The 20,362-nt window shown below is 67.8% G+C and carries 19 protein-coding genes and 1 pseudogene; 10 read left to right on the top strand and 10 right to left on the bottom strand.

Annotated elements, in window-relative coordinates; genetic code table 11:
- The first annotated feature begins 154 nt into the window (after nucleotides 1-154).
- The 3 genes from AVL59_RS30290 to AVL59_RS30300 all read left to right on the top strand — a co-directional run bounded on the left by AVL59_RS30290 (nucleotide 155) and on the right by AVL59_RS30300 (nucleotide 3,344).
- Entirely contained in the window at nucleotides 155-1,402 is a 1,248-nt protein-coding gene (locus tag AVL59_RS30290) for an FAD-dependent monooxygenase (RefSeq protein ID WP_067310747.1), read from the top strand.
- Nucleotides 1,403-1,738: 336 nt separating this feature from the next.
- Nucleotides 1,739-2,530, top strand: coding sequence for a flavodoxin family protein (locus AVL59_RS30295; protein WP_237281732.1), 792 nt, complete (start codon nucleotides 1,739-1,741; stop codon nucleotides 2,528-2,530).
- 310 nt (nucleotides 2,531-2,840) lie between these two features.
- Complete coding sequence (locus tag AVL59_RS30300; protein ID WP_159400131.1) at nucleotides 2,841-3,344, top strand: class I SAM-dependent methyltransferase; 504 nt, start codon at nucleotides 2,841-2,843, stop codon at nucleotides 3,342-3,344.
- A gap of 108 nt (nucleotides 3,345-3,452) precedes the next feature.
- On the opposite strand, the gene AVL59_RS30305 is transcribed toward AVL59_RS30300, so the two are convergent.
- Entirely contained in the window at nucleotides 3,453-4,481 is a 1,029-nt protein-coding gene (locus AVL59_RS30305) for a winged helix-turn-helix domain-containing protein (protein ID WP_067310751.1), read from the bottom strand.
- Nucleotides 4,482-4,539: 58 nt separating this feature from the next.
- Between AVL59_RS30305 and AVL59_RS30310 the strand changes: the two genes are divergently transcribed.
- Nucleotides 4,540-5,814 carry an MFS transporter gene (locus tag AVL59_RS30310; protein WP_079147079.1) on the top strand — a complete coding sequence of 425 codons (1,275 nt, stop codon included), beginning with the start codon at nucleotides 4,540-4,542 and terminating at the stop codon, nucleotides 5,812-5,814.
- Between the two features lie 196 nt (nucleotides 5,815-6,010).
- On the opposite strand, the gene AVL59_RS30315 is transcribed toward AVL59_RS30310, so the two are convergent.
- Nucleotides 6,011-6,661, bottom strand: a complete 651-nt coding sequence (locus AVL59_RS30315; protein WP_067310756.1) for a peroxiredoxin-like family protein — start codon at nucleotides 6,659-6,661, stop codon at nucleotides 6,011-6,013.
- A gap of 155 nt (nucleotides 6,662-6,816) precedes the next feature.
- On the opposite strand from AVL59_RS30315, the gene AVL59_RS30320 reads away from it, so the two are divergent.
- Nucleotides 6,817-7,416, top strand: a complete 600-nt coding sequence (locus AVL59_RS30320; RefSeq protein ID WP_067310759.1) for a TetR/AcrR family transcriptional regulator — start codon at nucleotides 6,817-6,819, stop codon at nucleotides 7,414-7,416.
- 72 nt (nucleotides 7,417-7,488) lie between these two features.
- Here AVL59_RS30320 and AVL59_RS30325 read toward each other — a convergent pair whose 3' ends face one another.
- Both AVL59_RS30325 and AVL59_RS30330 read right to left on the bottom strand, forming a co-directional pair.
- Nucleotides 7,489-7,818 carry a TfoX/Sxy family protein gene (locus tag AVL59_RS30325; protein ID WP_067310761.1) on the bottom strand — a complete coding sequence of 110 codons (330 nt, stop codon included), beginning with the start codon at nucleotides 7,816-7,818 and terminating at the stop codon, nucleotides 7,489-7,491.
- Nucleotides 7,818-8,276: an SRPBCC family protein gene (locus AVL59_RS30330; protein WP_067310763.1), complete on the bottom strand. Its 459-nt coding sequence runs from the start codon at nucleotides 8,274-8,276 to the stop codon at nucleotides 7,818-7,820. Before AVL59_RS30330 ends, AVL59_RS30325 begins: the two co-directional genes overlap by 1 nt.
- Before the next feature lie 1,103 nt (nucleotides 8,277-9,379).
- Here AVL59_RS30330 and AVL59_RS30335 point away from each other — a divergent pair.
- Genes AVL59_RS30335 through AVL59_RS30350 form a run of 4 tightly spaced genes read left to right on the top strand, consistent with a single transcriptional unit; the run spans nucleotide 9,380 to nucleotide 13,003 of the window.
- On the top strand, nucleotides 9,380-10,822 hold the full coding sequence (locus tag AVL59_RS30335; protein ID WP_099053149.1) for an NAD(P)/FAD-dependent oxidoreductase: 1,443 nt from the start codon (nucleotides 9,380-9,382) through the stop codon (nucleotides 10,820-10,822).
- Between the two features lie 60 nt (nucleotides 10,823-10,882).
- Nucleotides 10,883-11,155: an acyl carrier protein gene (locus AVL59_RS30340; RefSeq protein ID WP_067310768.1), complete on the top strand. Its 273-nt coding sequence runs from the start codon at nucleotides 10,883-10,885 to the stop codon at nucleotides 11,153-11,155.
- A 3-nt stretch (nucleotides 11,156-11,158) separates the two neighbouring features.
- Nucleotides 11,159-11,965: an alpha/beta fold hydrolase gene (locus AVL59_RS30345; protein WP_067310771.1), complete on the top strand. Its 807-nt coding sequence runs from the start codon at nucleotides 11,159-11,161 to the stop codon at nucleotides 11,963-11,965.
- A 21-nt stretch (nucleotides 11,966-11,986) separates the two neighbouring features.
- Nucleotides 11,987-13,003 carry a zinc-binding dehydrogenase gene (locus AVL59_RS30350; protein ID WP_067310773.1) on the top strand — a complete coding sequence of 339 codons (1,017 nt, stop codon included), beginning with the start codon at nucleotides 11,987-11,989 and terminating at the stop codon, nucleotides 13,001-13,003.
- A 27-nt stretch (nucleotides 13,004-13,030) separates the two neighbouring features.
- Here AVL59_RS30350 and AVL59_RS30355 read toward each other — a convergent pair whose 3' ends face one another.
- The 6 genes and pseudogenes from AVL59_RS30355 to AVL59_RS30375 all read right to left on the bottom strand — a co-directional run bounded on the left by AVL59_RS30355 (nucleotide 13,031) and on the right by AVL59_RS30375 (nucleotide 18,458).
- The gene (locus tag AVL59_RS30355; protein WP_067310775.1) at nucleotides 13,031-13,522 is read right to left on the bottom strand and encodes a MaoC family dehydratase; all 492 of its coding nucleotides are present in this window, start codon (nucleotides 13,520-13,522) and stop codon (nucleotides 13,031-13,033) included.
- A gap of 10 nt (nucleotides 13,523-13,532) precedes the next feature.
- The gene (locus tag AVL59_RS30360) at nucleotides 13,533-15,551 is read right to left on the bottom strand and encodes an acetoacetate--CoA ligase (RefSeq protein ID WP_067310778.1); all 2,019 of its coding nucleotides are present in this window, start codon (nucleotides 15,549-15,551) and stop codon (nucleotides 13,533-13,535) included.
- 36 nt (nucleotides 15,552-15,587) lie between these two features.
- Nucleotides 15,588-15,875 carry a 4'-phosphopantetheinyl transferase family protein gene (locus tag AVL59_RS52690; protein ID WP_067310781.1) on the bottom strand — a complete coding sequence of 96 codons (288 nt, stop codon included), beginning with the start codon at nucleotides 15,873-15,875 and terminating at the stop codon, nucleotides 15,588-15,590.
- 27 nt (nucleotides 15,876-15,902) lie between these two features.
- Nucleotides 15,903-16,250 (bottom strand): annotated as a pseudogene (locus AVL59_RS56705) (4'-phosphopantetheinyl transferase family protein); the annotation flags it as partial.
- A gap of 115 nt (nucleotides 16,251-16,365) precedes the next feature.
- A complete protein-coding gene (locus tag AVL59_RS30370; protein WP_079147081.1) occupies nucleotides 16,366-17,595 on the bottom strand; it encodes an MFS transporter in 1,230 nt (409 codons plus the stop codon).
- On the bottom strand, nucleotides 17,592-18,458 hold the full coding sequence (locus tag AVL59_RS30375; protein ID WP_079147082.1) for an AfsR/SARP family transcriptional regulator: 867 nt from the start codon (nucleotides 18,456-18,458) through the stop codon (nucleotides 17,592-17,594). Before AVL59_RS30375 ends, AVL59_RS30370 begins: the two co-directional genes overlap by 4 nt.
- A 459-nt stretch (nucleotides 18,459-18,917) precedes the next feature.
- On the opposite strand from AVL59_RS30375, the gene AVL59_RS30380 reads away from it, so the two are divergent.
- Entirely contained in the window at nucleotides 18,918-20,300 is a 1,383-nt protein-coding gene (locus AVL59_RS30380; protein WP_159400132.1) for a cation:proton antiporter, read from the top strand.
- Nucleotides 20,301-20,362 lie beyond the last annotated feature (62 nt).

Here is a 20,362-nt window from a genome sequence, read left to right on the forward strand (position 1 = left end):
CCGCTTGCCCGGCCCTCGTATCCGTGGCGACGGCGGCTGACCTTCACCTGGTCGTCGGTCCACTCCGGTGCGTGTTCGTTGCCCGTGGGCCTTCTTGACGCACGAGCTTTGCACGGTGCAAAAATTAGGTGATGGAGAGAGGCGGTGCACACCGATGAGGGTCGTCATCTGTGGGGCCGGGATCGCGGGACTCGCGCTGGCCGGCCGGCTGCACAACGTGCTCGGCTGGGACGTCGTCGTCCTGGAGAAGGAGCCGGCGCCTCGCACCGACGGTTACATGATCGACTTCTTCGGGACCGGATACGACGCAGCCGAGGCCATGGACATGCTGCCCTCCCTGGAGGAGCTGAGCTATCAGGTTTCCGAGGCGGCCCTCGTGGACGAGCACGGCGAGTGCCGGGTCGGGCTCCGCTATGACCGCTTCGCCCGCTTCCTGGACGGGCGCCTGCTGAGCATCATGCGGCCCGACCTCGAACTCGCCCTGCGGGAGCGGCTGTCCCTCGCGGTGCGTCTGCGCTTCGGCGTGGGGCCGGCCCGCGTCGATCTCCGGCCGGACGGAGTGCGCGTCACCCTCACCGACGGCGACAGCATCGACGCCGACCTGCTTGTCGGAGCCGACGGCATCCACTCCACCGTGCGCGCCTTGGTCTTCGGCGAGGAGGAGCGGTACGTGCACCATCTCGGCTACCACACCGCCGCGTTCACCTTCGACGATCCCGAGACGCACGCGGAAGTGGGCGACCGGTTCTGCCTCACCGACACCATCGGCCGGCAGATGGGGCTGTACGCGCTGCGCGACGGCACGGTCGCCGTGTTCGCTGTGCACCGCGCCACCGACGCCTCTCGCCCCAGGGACGTGCAGGCGGCGCTGCGCCACGAGTACGGCACGCTCGGTTGGCTCGTGCCTCGTGTCCTGGCGAACTGCCCGCCGTCGTCCCGGATTTACTACGACCATGTCGCACAGACGACCCTCCCGGCCTGGAGTCGCGGCCGGGTCGTCCTGGTCGGAGACGCCTGCCAGGCGGTCTCCCTCCTCGCCGCGCAAGGCGCCTCCCTGGCGATCGGCGCCGCATACGTCCTGGCTGACCAACTCGCCCGTACCTCCCACATCGAGGACGCACTGCACGGCTACGAACGGCTCTGGCGGCCCGTCATCACGGACAAGCAGCGCGCCGCCCGGCGAGTGGCCCGCTGGTTCGTACCCGAATCACCACGACACCTGCGGGTCCGCCACGCCGCCCTACGGCTCTCCAACCTGCCCGGTGCGCAACGCCTCGCCGGCATCTCCCTCACGGGGAGGCAGGGGCCGCCCCTGCGTCGACTCGCCTCGATTCCGTCGTGCGTGACCGAGAACCGTGGATCCGCCGCCGCCCGGGAGGGAGCAAGACCACGCAGACCGTGAACACGTTCGGGGTATCGCCGGCCACGCGACCCGAAAAGGTCCCGATGTCCACCAGCCCGAGCACCATGACCGCCCGCCTACGCAGAGCCGTCGAAGCCACTGGCCGGGCCGTGTCCGCCGGGCCAAGACCCCTGCCGCACTCAACTTTCCTACCTTGTAGTGACGTTCAGGGGCTCATCGGGCAGGTGTGGGACGAGGCGGGAACCGCCATGGGAGCTGGTGGGGCCTGGACCCGGAGTGTGCCGCTGCGGGTGGTGGCGATGGAGCGGGCATGCCGGGGCCGTTCGGTGGCGTCGGGGTGGCGGTTGCCGCGGGCGTCCCACACGCTGGAGCCGGATGTGGACGTGCGCCGCCGAGCATCGTGCTGCGCAGAGGGCTCTGGAGGACCGTGCGACTGCTTCGTCGCCCGCCACCGATGCACCGCCGGACCGGTACGACGACCTGCGTGCCCTGGTGATCAACTGCACCCTCAAGCGCTCGCCGGAGACCAGCAACACTCAGGGGCTGATCGACCGGAGCACAGCGATCCTGGACGCGCAGGGCGTGCATGTTGATGTCGTCCGGGCCGTGGACCACGACATCGCCACCGGGGTGTGGTCCGACATGACGGAACACGGCTGGGAGACGGACGCCTGGCCGGACCTGTACCAGCAGGTCATGGAGGCTGACATCCTCGTCCTGGCCGGCCCGATCTGGCTGGCCGACAACAGCTCCGTCATGAAGCGGGTGATCGAACGCCTCTATGCCTGCTCCAGCCTTCTCAACGAGCACGGCCAGTACTCCTATTACGGCCGCGTCGGCGGCTGCCTGATCACCGGCAACGAGGACGGCGTCAAGCACTGCGCCATGAACGTCCTCTACAGCCTCCAGCACCTGGGCTACACCATCCCTCCCCAGGCCGATGCCGGATGGATCGGCGAGGCCGGCCCCGGCCCCTCCTACCTCGACCCCGACTCGGGCGGCCCGGAGAACGGCTTCACCAACCGCAACACCACCTTCATGACCTGGAACCTGCTCCACCTCGCCCGGGCGCTGAAGGATCTCGGTGGCATCCCCGCCTACGGCAACCAGCGCACTGCCTGGGACGCCGGGTGCCGCCGCGACTACGAGAACCCCGAACACCGGTAGGCACGGGAGTGGCAGGGGTAGCGGCGTCGGTTGGAAGCAGGGGTCTGTCCCTGCGCCGGTCGCGGCCCTGGCGCCGTCGCCGCTCATGCGGTCCGGAGGGAGGAGGGGATGCAGTGGATGGGCTACGCGGCGTGTATGAGCTTGATCCCTTTTCCGCGCCGGCTACTGGTTGGTGACGCGAGAGCTGGCCAGGATGGACGGGATGATGTCTCACACCACGTCCGCCGGCGGAGAGCCGGACCCCGTATCCGAGTCGGTCGCCGTCTACAGTGACCACGCCGGCGAGTATGCGGCTGTGCACGCTTCGAAGATGGCGGATCGAGTCGGGCGGTTCGCGGGCTCTTTGCCGGCGCCTTCGTTGATCCTCGACGCCGGATGCGGTCCGGGCCGTGACCTGGCGAGGTTCCGGGGGTACGGGCATGTGGCGCGCGGCGTCGACCTGAACCCGGTGTTCGTGGCGATGGCCAACACGCATGCGCCCACGTCGCAGTGCGATCTGCGTGAGGTCGGGAAGCGGTTCCCGGCCGGAACGTTCGACGGTGTCTGGGCGTCCGCCTCTCTCGTCCACCTCGATGCGGCGGAGACGGTGGACGTGCTTGGGCAGTTCGGGGCGCTGCTGCGGCCTGGTGGCAAGCTGTACGTGTGTCTCAAAGTCACCGGGCACACGGGCTGGCTCGACGAACCGGACGGAAGACGGTGGTACACCGTCTGGGATCCGGACGAGTTCGCCACCGCCGTGACGGGTGCGGGCTTCGAGGTCGACCGTGTGGATCCGGGCCCGTACGTCGAGGTGTGGGCCACCCGCAACGGCTGAAGTCGGCAGTGCCCGGTGAACCGGGGCACACGCGCTCGCGGATGCGATGGCCTGCGAAGGACCTGGGCAAAGTGACTGGCCAGCCACGAGTCCCGCACACTGGACGAGCTATGCCGAACGCATTGAGGGGTCTTGGCCGGTCTCCGGTGCAGGGGTGCCGGTCGGCTGCTGCGCGGCCAGCAGATCGCCTGTAGCGGTACGGCGGTAGACCACGCGTCGGCCGACGCGCGCTCCGGTGATCAGGTCTGCGTCGCGCAGGACGGCGAGGTGACCGCCGATGGTGCCGAGCGACTGACCCAGCTGAGCAGCGAGTTCGGTGCTGGTGGCGGGCTGGTCGAGTTCCTGCAGGATCGCTGCCCGGCCCGTACCGATCAGCCGTGCCAGTGCACCCGTGGGTTTCGTGGGTCGGGACGTGGCGGCGGTTCCGCGGGCGGGGTAGACCAAGGCGTAGTGGTTCGGTGGTGCTGCGCACAGCCAGCTGCCGGTGGAGCAGCTGACGGGCACGAAGAGCATGCCCTCGTCGCTGACGATGAGGTCGGGGCCGTTGTGGTGAGTGAAGCGGATGGCGTCGGTGCCCACCCATGCGCTGCGTCGGGTCATGTGCTGCAGGGCGCGCGGCCAGCCGTAGGCGGCCAGCAGTCCCGCCCGGTACATGACGTCCCGTTCCAGCAGTGCCCGGCGGCGTGGCCAGTCCGGGGCCACATGCGCCGTCCACACCGACTTGAGCAGGCCGGCTACGCGCGCCGCCAGTCTGTGTCCGGACAGCCAGCTCAGGTCGTGCGGTTTCCAGCTGTGCGCGAGTGACTTCTCCAGCCCGGCGCGCACCTCGTCATCGGTGGCACGGCTCAGGACGGTCAGTTCGTCGGCGATACGTGTGCGCATGCCGCCCGGGGGCGGGCCGGCGATGAACTCGGGGATCCACTTGGTCGAGCCGAGGAGGGCGACCAGGCCACTGGCGAAGGGGTCGGACTCCAGAGCGGCGGCCAGGCTGCCGTGGTGCCGGGTGTGCCAGGCGGTCAGCCAGGGGTCGGTGCAGGGCTTGCTGAGCACGAGCATCGAGCCGAAGGTTTCGGCCAGCGGCGAGAGGGCGAACCGGGACCGGGACAGAGCCAGCGGGCTCAAGCGCAGCAGTGTCACCTTTCGCCTCCTGCCGAAACGATACCGTCAGCCGGTCGGTGTCCCCACACTCTCGCCGGTGCGTTCCTCTCCTCTGAAACGGGCCGGATTCCGGTGGTTCCTCACCGGACAAACGATCTCTCTGCTCGGCAGTTCGATGGCCCCCATGGCGCTGACCTTCGCGGTCCTCGCCGCCGAGGCCGACGCCGGCGACCTCGGTGTCGTGCTGGCCGCACGCATGGTGCCGCTGCTCGGCCTCCTGCTGGTGGGCGGCGCCACGGCCGACCGGTTCCCGCGCCGGACGGTGTTGCTGGCCGCCAACCTCGGCTCGGCACTCACCCAGGGCGCTGTCGCCGCCGTCCTGCTCACCGGCCGCTACGCCCTGCTTCCCGTGGCCTCGCTGGAATTCCTCAATGGCATGCTCGCCGCCTTCACCACCCCGGCGCTGCGCGGCGTGGTGCCTCAGCTGGTCGACCGGGACCAGCTGAGGCAGGCGAACGCCATGCTGGGCTCGGTCCGCAACGCGACGAAGATCCTCGGGCCGAGCCTCGCAGGCGTCATCGTCGTCACCGCGGGCAGCGGCACAGCCCTCGCCTTCGACGCCCTGACCTATCTCCTCGCGGCGGTATGCCTGGCCCGCCTCCCCCTCACCGGCACACCGCCCAAGCCGCGCTCGGTCACTCTGTGGTCCGACATCCGCGACGGCTGGAGCGAGTTCCGGCGCATTCGATGGGTGTGGATCGGCACCGCGTCCTTCTGCGTGATCAACCTCGTCCAGACCGGAACCTGGCAGATCCTGGGCCCCACCCTCACCAAACAGCTCAGCGGCGAGACGACCTGGGGATTCATGCTCAGCGCCCGCGGCATCGGACTGCTGGCGGCCAGCGCGCTGCTGTACCGCCTCACGATCACCCACCTGCTGCGGCTCGGGCAGCTGGCCAGCGCGCTCACCGCCCTGCCCCTGCTCGCCCTCGGCACCCGGATGGACACCCCCTGGCTGATCACAGCCGCCCTGATCTCCGGCCTCGGCATGTCCATCACCGGCATCGCCTGGGAGACGTCACTCCACGAACACGTCCCCCAACACGTGCTGTCCCGCGTCGCGTCCTACAACGACCTGCTCTCCTACCTCACCATCCCCATAGGCCAACTCAGCGTCGCACCCCTCACCCACGCCGTGGGCGGCTACCGCCTCGCCGCCATCGCCGGCGCCGTCTCCGCCACCGCAGCCGTGACCCCGCTGGCCTCCACCACCGTGCGCCGACTACGCGCGCACGGACATACGCAGACCAACACGACGTCCCAGTCTGCTCGGGATCTTCGAATCAGAAAGCGGAGTGCGGGGCCTCCGTAGGCCCGGCCCTGGCAACCACCTCACGCGCGCCACACGCATGGCTCCCGAGAACGGCTAAGGGAAGGGGCACGGACCTCCCCCCGGCCCGCCCGGACATGGCTCAGCCGAGTGCGTCCGGCACGGCGATTACGTCGGCGGGCGCGGCGCGCAGGGCGTCCGGCTGGAGACCGGATCGCAAAGGCACCCTTGCTGCGCCTCAGCTCAGTGCGTCGAGGGCGGCGATGATGTCCGACGGTTCGGCGCGTTTGGTGTAGTCGCTGTTGACGAAGGCCCAGCGGATCACGCTCTCACGGTCGATGACGTAGGTGGCGGGCAGGGGCAGTGTGCGCGGATGGCCGTCGTTGACGCGCTGGAGGTCGAAGCCCAGCTTGTCGTAGACCGCGGCGAGGTCGTCAGGGAGGTCGAAGGCGAGGCCGTACTGCTTGGCGGTGTCGGAGCCGATGTCGCTGAGGACGTCGAAGGTCAGGCTGTGCTTCTCGGCGAGGCTGAGGGATTCGTCGGGGATCTGCGGGGATACGGCGACCAGGCGGGCGCCGCGTGCGGTGATGTCGGTGTGGTGCTGCTGGAGGGCGCGCAGGGCGATGTTGCAGTACGGGCACCAGGTGCCGCGGTAGAAGGTCAGCACTACCGAGCCTTCGGCGATCAGGTCGTCCAGCGCGACCGTCTGGCCGGTGGCTGAAGGCAGCCGGAAGCGGGGCGCTCGATCGCCGACGGTCAGGGCGCGGTCGACCTGTCCGGAGTCGGCGAGTTCCTGACCGGCCCGCTGCATGACCTGCCGCACTTCGGCGGGGATCTGCTGCTGGCGGGCCTCGTAGAAGACGCGCAGCTCGACGTTGAGTGTGGTCACGGTGTCCGTTCCTCCCGGTCGACGTTCCGACTAACTTGGAATGACCGTTTCAAGATAGCGTCGACTTGATCCGGCACCAAGGGATCCGGCAAGACTGGCCGGAGGGTCGGCGGGGGATATCTTGAAATCGTCGTTTCAAGATGGCGGGGTGGAACATGCCGGACATCAAGCACTTCGACCCGGACGCGGTCCTGGAGACCGTGGTGCGGCTGTTCTGGCGCCAGGGCGTGGCCACGACCGGGATCCAGGAGGTCGTGACCGCGACCGGCCTCAACCGCTCCAGCCTGTACGCGACCTTCGGTGGCAAGCAGGAGCTGTACTGCGCCGCGCTGCGCCGCTACATCGACCAGCGGGCCCGGCCCGCGTTCCGCTCCCTCGCCCAGGACCAGCGAGGGCTGCGGGCCGTCGCCGAGTTCTTCGACGGGCTCATCGAGGCGCGGTGCGCCGGCGAACACGCCCGCTGGGGGTGCCTGGTCGTCAACGCGCACGTCGGCGCAGAGAACGGCTACCCCGAGGTCCGCGCCCTCCTCGACCAGCACCACCGGGAACTGCGGGACGCCATGCACACGGCACTCGTCACGGCCGAGGCACAAGGGCAACTAGCCCCGGGAACCGGTCCGGCTGAGGCTGCCGAACTGCTGGCACTGCTCGCCTACGGCGTGAATCTGCGCTCCCGCGCGGGCGCCGACGCGGGAGCGTTGCACGTGTCCGTGGCCGCTGCGTTGCAGTCACTCGGCAGCCGGACAGTGATGTGAAACGGTGACCCGGCGCCCGATGGTTCTGCGGGCTCTGGCGCCGGCAGAGGGTTTCGCGTGGCGGCGGTGTTCTTACTTGGGTGGCAGACTCGCAGCGAAGGCGTGGCCCTCGTCGATCCACTCGGCCAGCACCTCGTCCTCTGCGACGGCGGAGCCCGCGACCACGATCCAGCCGCGCATCGGGCGACCGGTCATGTCGAAGATCCTCGCGCCTGGCCGGGCCAGAGCCTGCATGGTGGCGTCGGGACCGACCCGGACCATGAGGTCGTCGCCGGTCACGCCGACGGCCATGTTGCCGCGGTGGAGGAACGCGATGCCACCGAACATCCGCTTCTCGGTGATGCCGGGGTCCGCGCCAAGCCGTTCCCGGACTCGCTCGGCCAGCCCTTCGTCATACGCCATTACGCGCCTCCTTCGCGGTCGGAGAGTCGGCGTTCGAGATCGCGCAGGTCCTTGGTGAGGTTGGTTCGGACCAGGCGGGCGAGCAGGGGCGCCGCGACGCGGTAGGGGCCGCCAGGTCCTCCTCGGACACGGATCCCGGCCAGCGTGCCGCGCGGGTGACGCTCGAAGACGTAAGTGACATGCATCGGCATCGGTCCGCCGACAGAGATCATGTCCAGCAGCCGCGGCGGCTCATAGGCGGCCACGCGCAGGACGTAGTCGATGCGCCGGGTGAGGAAGTACGCCGTGCGGGTGACCTCGGCGCCCACGCCGAACCCGCCGCCCTCCGCCGGCCGGGTCAGCTCAGCCGTACGGATCCCTTGCGTCCACTCCGCGTCGTGGCGCCAGTCCATGGCGTAAGCGGCCACTCGCTCGGGCGGCAGCGGGATCACGCGCCGCACCGTCACGTCGATTGCCACGAGGGCAGGATCCCAGCTGATGCCGGCGGGCGCGCGGCCGGCGATCGAAGGAGCCGGCCGTGACCTCCCGCCAAGCCCTGCCGCTTCGACGCACTCCCTGCGCTGTTCATCAGTTGCGAGCCCTCTGTCGTCGAGCGTGCCGAGGGCATCCCCGCCCATGGCACGCTCGACCGCACGGCCGCGGAAGAACGCATACTCCTGATGAGAGTGACGCGACCACGAGGCACGGGGGTCTGGAGATCACTGACGCGGTGGTTCCGCCGTTCGGCTGGAGACGGGCATCCGCTTGCGCCACAGGCCCGCACAGCCCACCTGACCTGTGCCAACTTGTAGGTGTCCTGTATCTCGGCATGGGTCGTGGCATCGGGGCCGTCTTTTCGTGCTGATGCTCCCAGTAGCGGCGCAACGCCAAGTCGAAGGCGGGCAGCGGTCGCCCGATGGCGGCCAGTGCGAGACGGACGGAGAGCACGACCTTCTCGAAATCGGGACTCGCGGAGCGCGCGAGCGCGAGATCGACCCGTACGGGCAGGATCCGCGCCCGCCCCCATGCCGGGGCGCCCCACTGGGCGGGCCGCTGCCCCGGGTCACCGAGGGATGCCTCGAACTTGCGCGGCAGCGTGGACTCACCGATACCGCCGATCCCGTGGAAGACCACCACGTTGTCCCGGGGAGCCTCCAAGTCCGCAGGATCAAAGGCAGGGTTGTTGACATACCGCAGGTGCTCGGCGAGCGCGGCCACCGCGAAATCCCACTGCCCCTGGCGGTTCGTGAACGCCTCCGCAGTGCCAAGCGTGCGGTCGTTCGTACGGAACAGCGCTCGCAGATCCCGCCCTGCCACACCAGCCCCGCAACAGAGATCGTCCGGCCGTCAACTTAGCTCGGCCTCAACCCTGTTGAAGAAGCATCCCCGAAGACGGCTGCACCCGCACCAGTGCGTAGCGCACCCAAGAGTGATCCACAGCCCCAGCGCCGTATCGCATGGATGCGGTTAAGGGGTGCTTTAGAGGTGTTGATTCTGTCCGTTAACTGCCGCGTGATTAGGTGGCGTTGGCGCCCCCACGAGGGGCCATTCCCGAATGTCGCACGAGGTGAGGGGATCATCGATGTCCAATGTGCTGGTGATAGGCGGCGGGCCGGGAGGGTCACTGACGGCGATACTGCTGGCCCGGGCCGGGATCGATGTCACCTTGCTGGAGCGGGAAACCTTTCCCCGGTATCACGTCGGCGAGTCGCTCACCTCGTCCTGCCGCGTCATGATGGATATCGCGGGTGTCCTGGAGAAGGTGGACGCCGCCGGATTCACCAGTCGGCGCGGGGCCCTTCTGAGGTGGGGTGCCGAGGACTGGACCATCGACTGGGGGGAGCTCTTCGGGCCGGATGTGCGCGGTTGGCAGGTGGAGCGCGCCGAGTTCGACGAGATCCTACTGCGGCACGCGCAGGAGCAGGGCGTCGAGGTCGTCGAGGGCGCCCACGTGAAGAAGGTCGTCTTCGATGGAGACCGCCCCGTGTCCGCGGAATGGGTGGACACGAAGCACGACAATGCCCAGCGGGTCACCGAGTTCGACTTCCTCGTCGATGCCTCCGGCCGCGCGGGCGTGCTCGCCTCACAGCACTTTCGCAATCGCCGGGCCCACGAGATCTTCCGTAACGTCGCGATCTGGGGTTACTGGGACGGCGGCGAGTTGTTGGAGGGAACACCGTCGGGCGGCCTCAACGTCGTATCCACACCTGATGGCTGGTTCTGGGTCATCCCCTTGAAGGACGGACAGTTCAGCATCGGTTTCGTGACGCACAAGACGCGATTCGTCGAGCGCCGGAAGGAATTCGCATCCGACGACGAAATGCTCCTGACACTGGTCCAGGAATCCGAGACGGTGCGCAAGCAATTGGCTGGCGCTGAGTTCATCGGTCCCACGCGCGTCGAGCAGGACTACTCCTACGTGGCCGACAGTTTCTGCGGCCCCGGCTATTTCCTGGTCGGGGACGCGGCCTGTTTCCTCGACCCCTTGTTGTCCACAGGCGTGCATCTGGCGATGTACAGCGCGGTGCTCGCCGCCGCGTCCGTGATCGGCACCGACGGCGGACAGATCAACGAGCGTGAGGCGCAGGGGTTCTATGAGTCCCTGTTCCGCAACGCCTACGCCCGTCTCATCGTGTTGGTGTCCGGGGTGTACGAGCAGTACAAGGGCACCGCGAGCTACTTCTGGCTGGCCCAGCGCCTGGTCCGCGAGAAGGAACGGTACGACCGCCCGAACGGGGCCTTCGCCGAGATCTCCGCAGGACTCAGCGACCTCAGGGACGCGGCCGACGCACGGGGCACGAGCGCCATGCCAGAGCTGATCGAGGAAGCCGATCAGGCGCGGCAGCGTGCCGACGAGAATGCCCCCGAGGGACAGACCGCCAATCTCAGCGCGCTGCGCATCGAGCCCAGCGACCTCTACGACGATGCTTCGGGCCTGTATCTGGTCACGCACCCGGCTCTCGGCATCAAACGCGCACGCCCGGCTGCCGAACCCGTGGGGGACCGCGCTGAGGCCGGTCGCTGACCCTACAGCTCCCCGCAGATTCGCCCTACTTCACCCCATCCAGAAAGGTAAGGAACGAGCATGTCTGTGCTGCCACCCGAGGTACTGACGTGGGTCTACGAGCAGAACCCGGACGTCGAGGACATCGATCCCGACCTCGACCTGTTCGAGACGCGATTGGTCAACTCCCTCTCGTTGATCGAATTCGTCGTCGTCATCGAAAAGGTCAGCGGGCAGGTCATCGACCGACGGCAGATCCAGACCGACGACTTCAGGACGCTGCGCACCATTCAGGAGAAGTACTTCGCCGAGTCCGCCGCATCGGCCGCGGCCGCGGCGACGGAGACCGGGTGAACCGTGCCCATCGCCACAGTCAACGGAGTCCGGATCTCCTACCGCGTACACGGTGAGGGCGCTCCTCTGCTCCTGATCGGCCCGGCCGCCTCACCGGCGGCGGTCTGGGACAGGTACCAGGTTCCGGATCTCGTACGCGCCGGATTCCAGGTCATCACCTTCGACCTGCGCGGGACCTCTCCTTCGGATGTCCCGCCGGGTCCCTACACACTCGAGGAACTCGTCAGTGATGCAGCTGGGCTGATCGGTCACCTGGGCGTCTCCCCCTGCTTGGTGGCGGGGATCTCCATCGGCGCGATGATCGCCCAGGAGCTGGCCAGGGACCATCCCGACCTGGTCGGTGCGGTCGCGCTGATGGCGACCCGGGGACGGTCTGATGTCTTCCACGACGCGCTGGCTCAGGGCATCGCGAGTGCCATGAGAGCCGGCGACGCGGTGCCCGTGGCGTACTCGGCGGTGGCCACGATGGGCCAGCTGTTCGCCCTCGAGTCGCTGACCGACGACAAGTTCGCCCAGGACTGGCTGACGACCCTCTCCCTCTTCCCTCAGCGGGGAGAGGGGTTCGCGGCCCAGTACGAGGCCACCGTCACACACGACCGGCTGCCGGGACTGAGCGACGTCCGCTGTCCGTCGCTCGTCGTCGCCTTCGCCCACGACATCGTCATGCCGCCCGCCATGGGGCGGGCAGTGGCCGAGGTCATCCCGGACTGCCGCTTCGAACTGCTCGAAGGATGTGGGCATTTCGGATTCCTGGAGCGACCCGAGGAAGTCAATCGCGTCCTCGTCGACTTCTTCCGCACGACCGCGTGACGCCGTTTCCCGGGAGGGTTCATGGAGCACCTGCATTCGACCGCGACCGACGCCGGCCCGGCCGCCCGCGTGGAACTGCGGCAACGGGGCCCCGGCGATCTCGACTTCGAGCTGGTCGCCGCCGAGTCGGAGCCGCCTCGTCTCGGCGAGGTGACCATTCAGGTGTTCGCCGCCGGGCTCAATTTCCCTGACGTGCTGACGGCGATGGGCCTGTCCGCGGCGTACTTCGAGGACGCGCCGCGGCCGGGTCTGGAATGCGCCGGCGTCGTCACCGCGGTGGGGCCGGACGTGACCGCGTTCCGGGTCGGCGACCGGGTCGCAGCCGTGACCGAGGGGGCATTCGCGTCCCAGGTCAACGTACCGGCGGAAGCGGTCATGTCCCTGCCCGACCATATGGACTTCGCTCAGGCTGCCACCGTGCCCGTCGCGTTCCTCACCGCCTGGTACGGCCTGATACGTATGGCCGACCTCCGGCGCGGGGAGCGACTCCTCATCCATTCCGCGGCCGGTGGGGTGGGCACGGCAGCACTGGCCATAGCGGAACTCCGAGGAGCCGAAGTATTCGCGACGGTGGGGACCCCGGACAAGCGAACGTACCTGCATGAGCGCGGAGTCCAGCACGTCATGGACTCCCACAGCGTCGAGTTCGGTGACGAGACCCTCGCCGCCACCGGCGGCGAGGGTGTCGACGTCGTCCTCAACTCCCTCACGGGCGAGCTACTGCGCAGAAGTCTGGAACTGCTGCGGGTCCGCGGCAGATTCATCGAGATCGGCAAGCGCGACATCATGGCCGACGCCGCGCTCGGACTCGGCCCCTTTCGCAACAGCCTCAGCATGCACAGTGTCGACCTCAGACTGCTGGTCAACCGCTGCCCGGAGCTCATCGGTGCACTCCTGGCGGAACTGGCACCGCTGTTCGCCTCGGGCGCCCTGGCACCGCTGCCGTACACACCGTTCCCGGTGTCGATGGCCGATCGCGCGTTCCGCAGGATGATGAGCGGACGGCACATCGGGAAGATCGTGCTGACCTTCGCATGACGGCAAGGGCGCAGGCCGTGGCGACTGCTACGGCCTGCGCTGAAGCATGTTCATGATAGTCATCGTCAGGACCGTCTCGCCGTGCTGGTTGAGGACTTCCACGTCGGTGTGGACCAGGCCGCGGTCCGGCTTGGAGCGGGAAACGCGGGCCTCGGTCACTGTGGCACGAACCGACAAGGTGTCGTCCGGACGCACGGGACGCTTCCAGCGCACTTCGTCGACCCCCGGGGACGCGAGCGAGGCGACCTTGCTGAGGTAGTGGTCCGCGTACAGACGCATCATCACGGCCGTGGTGTGCCAGCCACTCGCGATCAGCCCCTGGAAGGGCCCGGCCTGCGCCGCCTCGGGGTCCATGTGAAAGCTCTGGGTGTCGAATTGCCGGGCGAACTCCAGGATCTCCGGCTCGGTGAGGGTGATGCTGCCGAAGACGTGCACCGTGCCCGGTACGTAGTCCTCGAAGTACCGCTCTTCGATGGGCGAGGTGAAATTGTCCGTGGCGGTCGGCGTGGTCGTCGTCATAGGTGCCCTCTCACGCGGTCCGAAGGCCCGACTCGGCGAGCCGCTGTGCACAATCACGCGTACGGTAGCGGATCGCTGCTTCCTCGAAGGCGGCGAGGGCGTCGGGATTGGCCAAAGCACCCTGGGCCACCACGAGTTCGGGGTCTGTACCGGCGAGAATGCGCTTCACCGGTACCTCCAGCTTCTTGCCCGACAGCGTGCGCGGAATGGCAGGAACCTGGACGATGTGGTCCGGCACATGGTGCTCGGAGAGCTCGGTGCGCAGGGCATGGCTGATTCGCTCGCGCAGCCGGATGTCGAGGCCGTTGCCGCCACGCAGCTCGACGAAGAGCATCAGTTTGTCCGCCCCCGTCTGCGTGCTTTCCACGTGCACGACCAGGGAGTCGGCGATGTCGTCGAGTTCCTCCACCACGGTGTAGAACTCGGCGGTGCCCAGGCGCACTCCACCGCGCTTCAGGGTCGCGTCGGAGCGCCCGCTGATCACGCAGGTCCCTCGGTCGGTTACGTTGATCCAGTCGCCGTGGTGCCATACCCCGGGGAATCGTGCGAAGTAGGAGGCGTGGCGCCGCGATCCGTCGGTGTCGCCCCACAGGGCCACGGGCATGCTCGGCATCGGCCGGGTCACCACGAGTTCCCCGGTCTGGCCGATGACGGGTTCTCCGGTCGGCCCGTACGCCTGGATGCTCGCCCCCAGACAGCGGCAGCTGATCTCCCCCTCGATGACGGGGAGCAGCGGAACGCCCCCGACGAAGCCCGTGCACACGTCGGTGCCGCCCGACAACGACGTGAGCAGCGGGGCAGGTGCCCCGCTGTCGGCCGATGCCTCGTACACCCAGCGGAAGCCCTCGGCGGGCAACGGAGCTCCTGTCGACCCGATGCCGCGCAGCCGGGAGAGGTCCAGGTCCTGCCACGGGGTGATCCCGGCCTTGCGGCAGGCCATCAGATAGGGCGCTGACGTGCCGAAATACGTCGTCGCAGTCTCCTCGACCAGGCGCCACAACGCACCGAAGTCGGGATGCGTCGGGTTGCCGTCGAAGAGCACCACGGCACTTCCCACGGCGAGCCCGGAGACCAGGTAGTTCCACATCATCCAGCCCGTGGTGCTGAACCACAGGAAGCGGTCGCCCGGTCCCAGGTCGTGATGGAGCGCCAGCATCTTCAGATGTTCCAGGAGGATGCCGCCGTGACCGTGCACGATGGGCTTGGGCAGACCTGTCGTTCCCGACGAGTACAGCACGTACAGGGGATGGCCGAACTCGACTTGCTCAAAGATGAGTTCGCCCGTGTCGGCGAGCAGCTCGTCCCAGGTCATGTCGGAGTCCACGTCGGAACCCGCGTACGGGACGGTCACGATGTGCCGCAGGCTCGGCAGAGCGGCGCGGATCGCCTCGACCTCGTGCGCGCGGTCGACGAGCCGGTCACCGGAGCGATAGCCCGTGACGGTCACCAGGACCTTCGGCTCGATCTGGCTCCAGCGGTCCTGCACCGAACGGGCGCCGAACTCCGGGGCGCACGAGGAGAAGACGGCGCCCATGCCCGCGCAGGCGAGCAGGAGGACCAGGGCCTCGGGGATGTTCGGCAGATAGGCGGCCACCCGGTCGCCGTGCCCGACCCCGAGGCCGCGGAGTCCGTGTTGGGCGCGCGCGACCTGGTCGCGGAGTTCGTCTGCGGTGAGTTCGACGGGTTCTCGCGTCTGCGAGCGCCCGATCACCATGGGAGTGGAGCCGTCAACACCAGGCATGCTCAGGACGCGCTGGGCGTAGTTGAGCCGCGCCCCGGGAAACCACTGGACGTCCGCCATTCCGTGAGCGTCGACGCACACGGGGGCCGGGGCCTGCGGCGTGATCTGGAAGTACTCCCACACCGACGACCAGAAGCCGTCCACGTCGGACACCGACCAGCGCCACAAGTCCGCGTACCCGTCGAACCGGAGTCCACGGTGGCTCTCCAGCCAACGCAAGTAGTCGCCGATGCGTGAGCGGTCGAGAACGTCGTGCGGCGGGGACCAGAGTGGGGTGCTGGACGTCATGTTGGTTCACCTCGAACGGAGTGAAGTTCCGGGCGGTCAGGGATGGTTGAGCAGCACCACGCAGCCGACATGGCCGGGCGCCGGCTCCAGGGCGATGTCGATCCAGGCCGAGCCGCGGCCGGGATGGTCGTCGCCGATGTCGCGCAACCCATGGCCGGTGGCCTTCACGTATGCCTCGCGGCGGGTCCAGATGCGGTACCACAGGGCGGTTCTGTCCGCGGTGTCCGCCGTGGACCACTGCTCGTACTCGGCCGGGGAGAAGAAGCCAGCCGCCACTCCCTCGAAGTCCCGCTCCACGTCGGTCTGTTCGATGTCGATGCCCACTCGGCTCCCCCGAGTCACAGCGAGCAATGTCAACCGCCCGGCGTGTGAGAGGTTGAAGTCGAGCCCAGGACATGGAGGTTCGGCCAGAGAGGGCCGCCCTGTCTCGCTGACCGCGAAGCGGATCTGTGACGTCGGCGTCCGCAGCTCGCGCGCGAGGACTTGCCGGGCCAGCGCGCGTCCGGTCACGAATTGAGCGCGTGCGGCGCCGGTGACGATGTGTGCGAGCTGTGCGCGTTCGTCCTCGGCCAGTTCCGACGCGTGGGCCGTGAAGCGCTCATGGCGTGGGAGCGGAGCGTGCGCAGCCCAAATCTGTACTGGATGGCCGAAAGGGTGGTCCTCGCCGAGCAGTTGTGGGTCGCGGCTGATGGTGTCCACGGGCGATCGCCTCGTTCGGCTGGTGCGTCCCGGTACGCGGAGAACGGCGCAGGGGTGAGTTGGTGTGATGTCGTTGGACCTTAACGACGCCTGCTAAAACAGCCCTTACCTCTCCTTAAACAGCATCCGCCCACCTGGCACGGGCCATGACCGCGACGACGACGCAGGCCGGAGCGGTCACCGCCGAGAAGGTGCCGACGGCGGTGAGCAGATCGGTGGCTGCGGCCAGGAAGCCGACGCCGATGACAGGGAGTCCGACCCCGAGATACGTGATCATGTAGAAGGCGGAGAGAACCTCGGCACGGGACTCCGGTGGTGCCACTTCGTTGACTCTGGCCAGCGCCGCCTTGAACGTGATGCCTTGGCCCGCCCCGCCACACGCGGCGGCCGCGAGAAGGAGCCACAGGGAGTCCGTGGCTCCGGCGCCCGCCAGCATCGCCAGGCCGACGGTGAGCAGAAGCAGCCCTCCAGCCGGCCGAGTCGCGATGCCCGCGCGCGCCACCGCGTACTGCGTTCCCGCGGCGAACAACAGGAACATGCCCGCGGCCGTGCCGGCCAGCAGAAGGTCGTGGCGGTGCAGGATGGCGATGGCGTACGACGGCACCATGGCGAGGAAGAGCGCGACGACGGCCCACCCGAGAACGCTCACGGCGGACGCCAGGGCGAAGGGTCGTCGCAGAGAGGCCGGGATGCGGGGCCGGCGGAACCGCCAGACGCCGCGGCTTGCCATCCTGGGCAGCCTGGTGGCGGCTGCCGCCGCCAGGGCGAGCAGGGCGAGTTCGACGAGGTAGGTCAGGCGTAGGGGCAGCGGCGCGTGCTCGCCGAGGAAGCCGGAGAGGACGGGGCCGATACCGCCACCGCCCGTGATCATGGCGGAGGCGAGCATGGAAGCTCGCGCACGGTCTCCCGAGGGCTCCGTCTCCACCAGGGCTGCGGTCAGGGCCCCGGAGGCCGCGCCGACCGAGACGCCTTGCAGTGCCCGCGCCGCGAACAGCCAGGCGACACCGTTCGCGCAGCTGAACAGGACGGCCGCGACCGCCGCAAGAGCGACGGCCGGGGCGGCCACGCGGCGGTACCCGATGCTGTCGGTCAGCGCCCCGGCAAACATGGCCGTGGGGATCAGGGTGCCCGCGTACATGGCAAAGACGAGGGTGACCACGAGCGGGGAGAACCCGAACTCGGTCTCATAGCGGGCGTACAGAGGGGTCGGCATGTTGGTGCCGACCGTCAGCACGAAGAGGATGTAGGCGGCAGCCGCGAAGGACAGGCGGTTGCCACGCCAGGGCCGATCGTGCCGCCCAGTGGTCTGTGGCCTGCCCGGGTCTCGCTGCCAGGTGATGTTCACGAGGCGTACGCCGCGGACAGCAGTCGGCTGTGGTCATCCAGCCACGGCTCGCGGGCGAGAATCGCGCGATGCAGATTCCGCAGCCGGTTGCAGGGTTCCATACCCAGCTCGTCATGGAGTGTCTGGCGTATGTGCTGATACGCCGCCAGACACTCGGGTATTCGACCGCTGCGATAGAGGGCGATCATCAGGCAGGCATGGATGGTCTCCCACATGGGGTGTTCCTGCGTGAGGCCATAGAGCTCGCCGATGAGGTCCGTGTGGCGACCGAGCCGGAGTTCCAGGGTGAGGCGTTGTTCGTGCAGTGCGTTGCGCCGCTCGTCCAGCTGCTGGGCGTAACCATCCAGGGCAGGAGTGGTACGTACGTCGGCGAGCGCGGTGCCCCGCCACAGCGTCAGGGATTCGGAGAGAAGCCGGGCAGCGTCCTGGGTCCGGTCTGCATCGATGGCCTGCTGGATCTTGACCACGTTGGATTCGAAAAGGGTGAGGTCGAGGGTGTGCTCGTCGAGCCGCATCAGATAGCCCGACGAGGTGGTGGTGATGAGGTCGGGGCTCGCACCCGCCTGAGTGAACTGCCCGCGCAGCTTGGACACATAGACCTGAAGCGCCGTGGACGCGGTCCGCGGGGGCGTTCCACCCCACAGGGCGCTGATGAGCCGTGCCGGAGAGACCACGTGGCCCGCGTGCATACAGAACACGGCCAGGAGCGACCGAATTTTGAGTGCCTGCGGGGTGACTTTTTCACCGAGGTCATTCTCCACATCTACAGGACCCAGAATTCCGAACCTCACATGCCCTCCATTCGAAATACCGAAGGGTATTTCCGCGGGTGGAACATCAGTGCGACAGGCGAAATGAATCATGGAGGCAGGTATCGGGCGACGTCAACCCCTTTAAAGGGCGACGAGATCGCCCAATCGATTACGGATCGAGGGTTTCGATGTATAGTGAAGACCTTGGTTGAACCTTAAGTCCACATATGTGACGACATTCACTCATGTGCCGAGAGATAACTCCTCCCAGTCGCCACGCATAACTGCGGACAGGTTCGGAAATCGGACACCGCTACTCGATGGTAGATCAAAATTTCGCAAAGCAGGACAGGGTGCGCCGTCGAGCGACACGCCGGGAGCCCTCACTGCAGTTAAGTCGCGCTTTGGGACGGCTTTAGCGTGAGCACCTGCACGTCGGCTCCGGGAGTACGACCTCACAGCGGAGCGGTTTGCGGCACGAGAGGCACTGCTTAGGGAAGGTTTAGGTGATCCTTCAGCGTCGGCTGACAAGCTCGCAGGGCGTATCCGACGAGCCAGCTGAGGGGTGCCGTGCGACATCTCGCCTTCTATTCTCCGAGCGACCCGAACCTTGAGCTCACCCTAAAAGTAATAGCCGCGATACTCGCCATTCTCGCCGCCTCTGCGACATGCGGGAAACTGGCTCTCATGGTCAGGCAGCCACGAGTTCTCGGCGAAATGGTGGCGGGCGTCCTGCTCGGCCCCACATTTCTGGGACTCCTCTTCCCCGGAGTACAGAAATCACTCTTCCCTTCGGACGTAAAACCGATCCTCTATGTGCTGAGCACCATAGGGCTCACTCTGTACATGTTCCTGGTGGGCGCCGGACTCGATCACGGGAAGAATGGCGCGGCCGGTGCAGGCGTAGAAGGCGGACGGAGTCAGGGCCGACAGGCGACGCTGCTGGCCGTTTCGGGCATAGTCCCCTCACTCGTACTCGGCACCGCAGCGGGACTCCTGTGGTACTCGCGGTTCTCCAGGAACGACGTCTCCCGTATGGAGTTCGCCTTCTTCATCGGCGGCGCGCTGTCCCTCACCGCCTTCCCGATGCTCGCCCGCATCCTTTACGAACGGGGCCTGGAGAACTCGCCGTTGGGCAGGCTGACGCTGGTTGCTGCTTCCATGGACGACGTGGCCGCTTGGTGCTTCCTCGCGGTGCTGTCCGCCGTCCATGCCGGTTCGGGTCCCATGAGCGCGCTCCAAAGCATCCTGCTGGCCGGCGTCTTCGCCGCCGTGATGCTCTTTGGCGTCGCGCGATTGCTGCGCCCCATCGGCGCACGGGTGGCTCAGACGAAGAGCCTCACGCTCAGCCAGATGTACATCGTGGCGTTCGTCGTGCTGGGCGCTGGCTGGTTCACGGACCGCATCGGAATCTACTCGGTCTTCGGCGGGTTCATCGCCGGGCTCGCGATGCCGCGGGACGCGGCCTTCCGGGAGGCTCTGCACGGCAGGATGATGGACTTCGTCAGTGTCTTCCTGCTCCCGATCTTCTTCGCGTTCTCGGGGCTCAACACCAAGCTCGGCGGCATAGCCGGAGCCACCATGCTGCTCGCCTTCGCGACCTTGCTGATCGCCGGCTTCGTCGGGAAGTACGTCGGGTGCGGGCTCGCGATGCGGGCGACGGGCTTTTCCTGGGGCGAGTCCTGGGCGGTGGGCGGACTCATGAACGCGCGAGGCTTGATGATCCTGATCTTCATCAACATCGGCCTGAGCCAGCAGATCATCTCCCAGGACGTCTTCTCGATACTCGTCCTCGTCGCCGTGGTGACCACGGCAGGAGCCGTGCCGCTCTATCGGTTGGCTCTGCCGCCGAAGGCAGAAGGACGCCTCATGCCCCGCGCATCCGACACCTCCGCCTCGGACCACGACGACCCGACCGGCCCGCGTGAGATGGCGACCGACGGAGCCTCCTGATCACGGCAGGACACAGCTGAAGAGCCACCACCCGAGGCTTAAGTGGGCCTTTATGAACTGCT

The organism is Streptomyces griseochromogenes, assembly GCF_001542625.1.
Taxonomy (GTDB): Bacteria; Actinomycetota; Actinomycetes; order Streptomycetales; family Streptomycetaceae; genus Streptomyces; species Streptomyces griseochromogenes.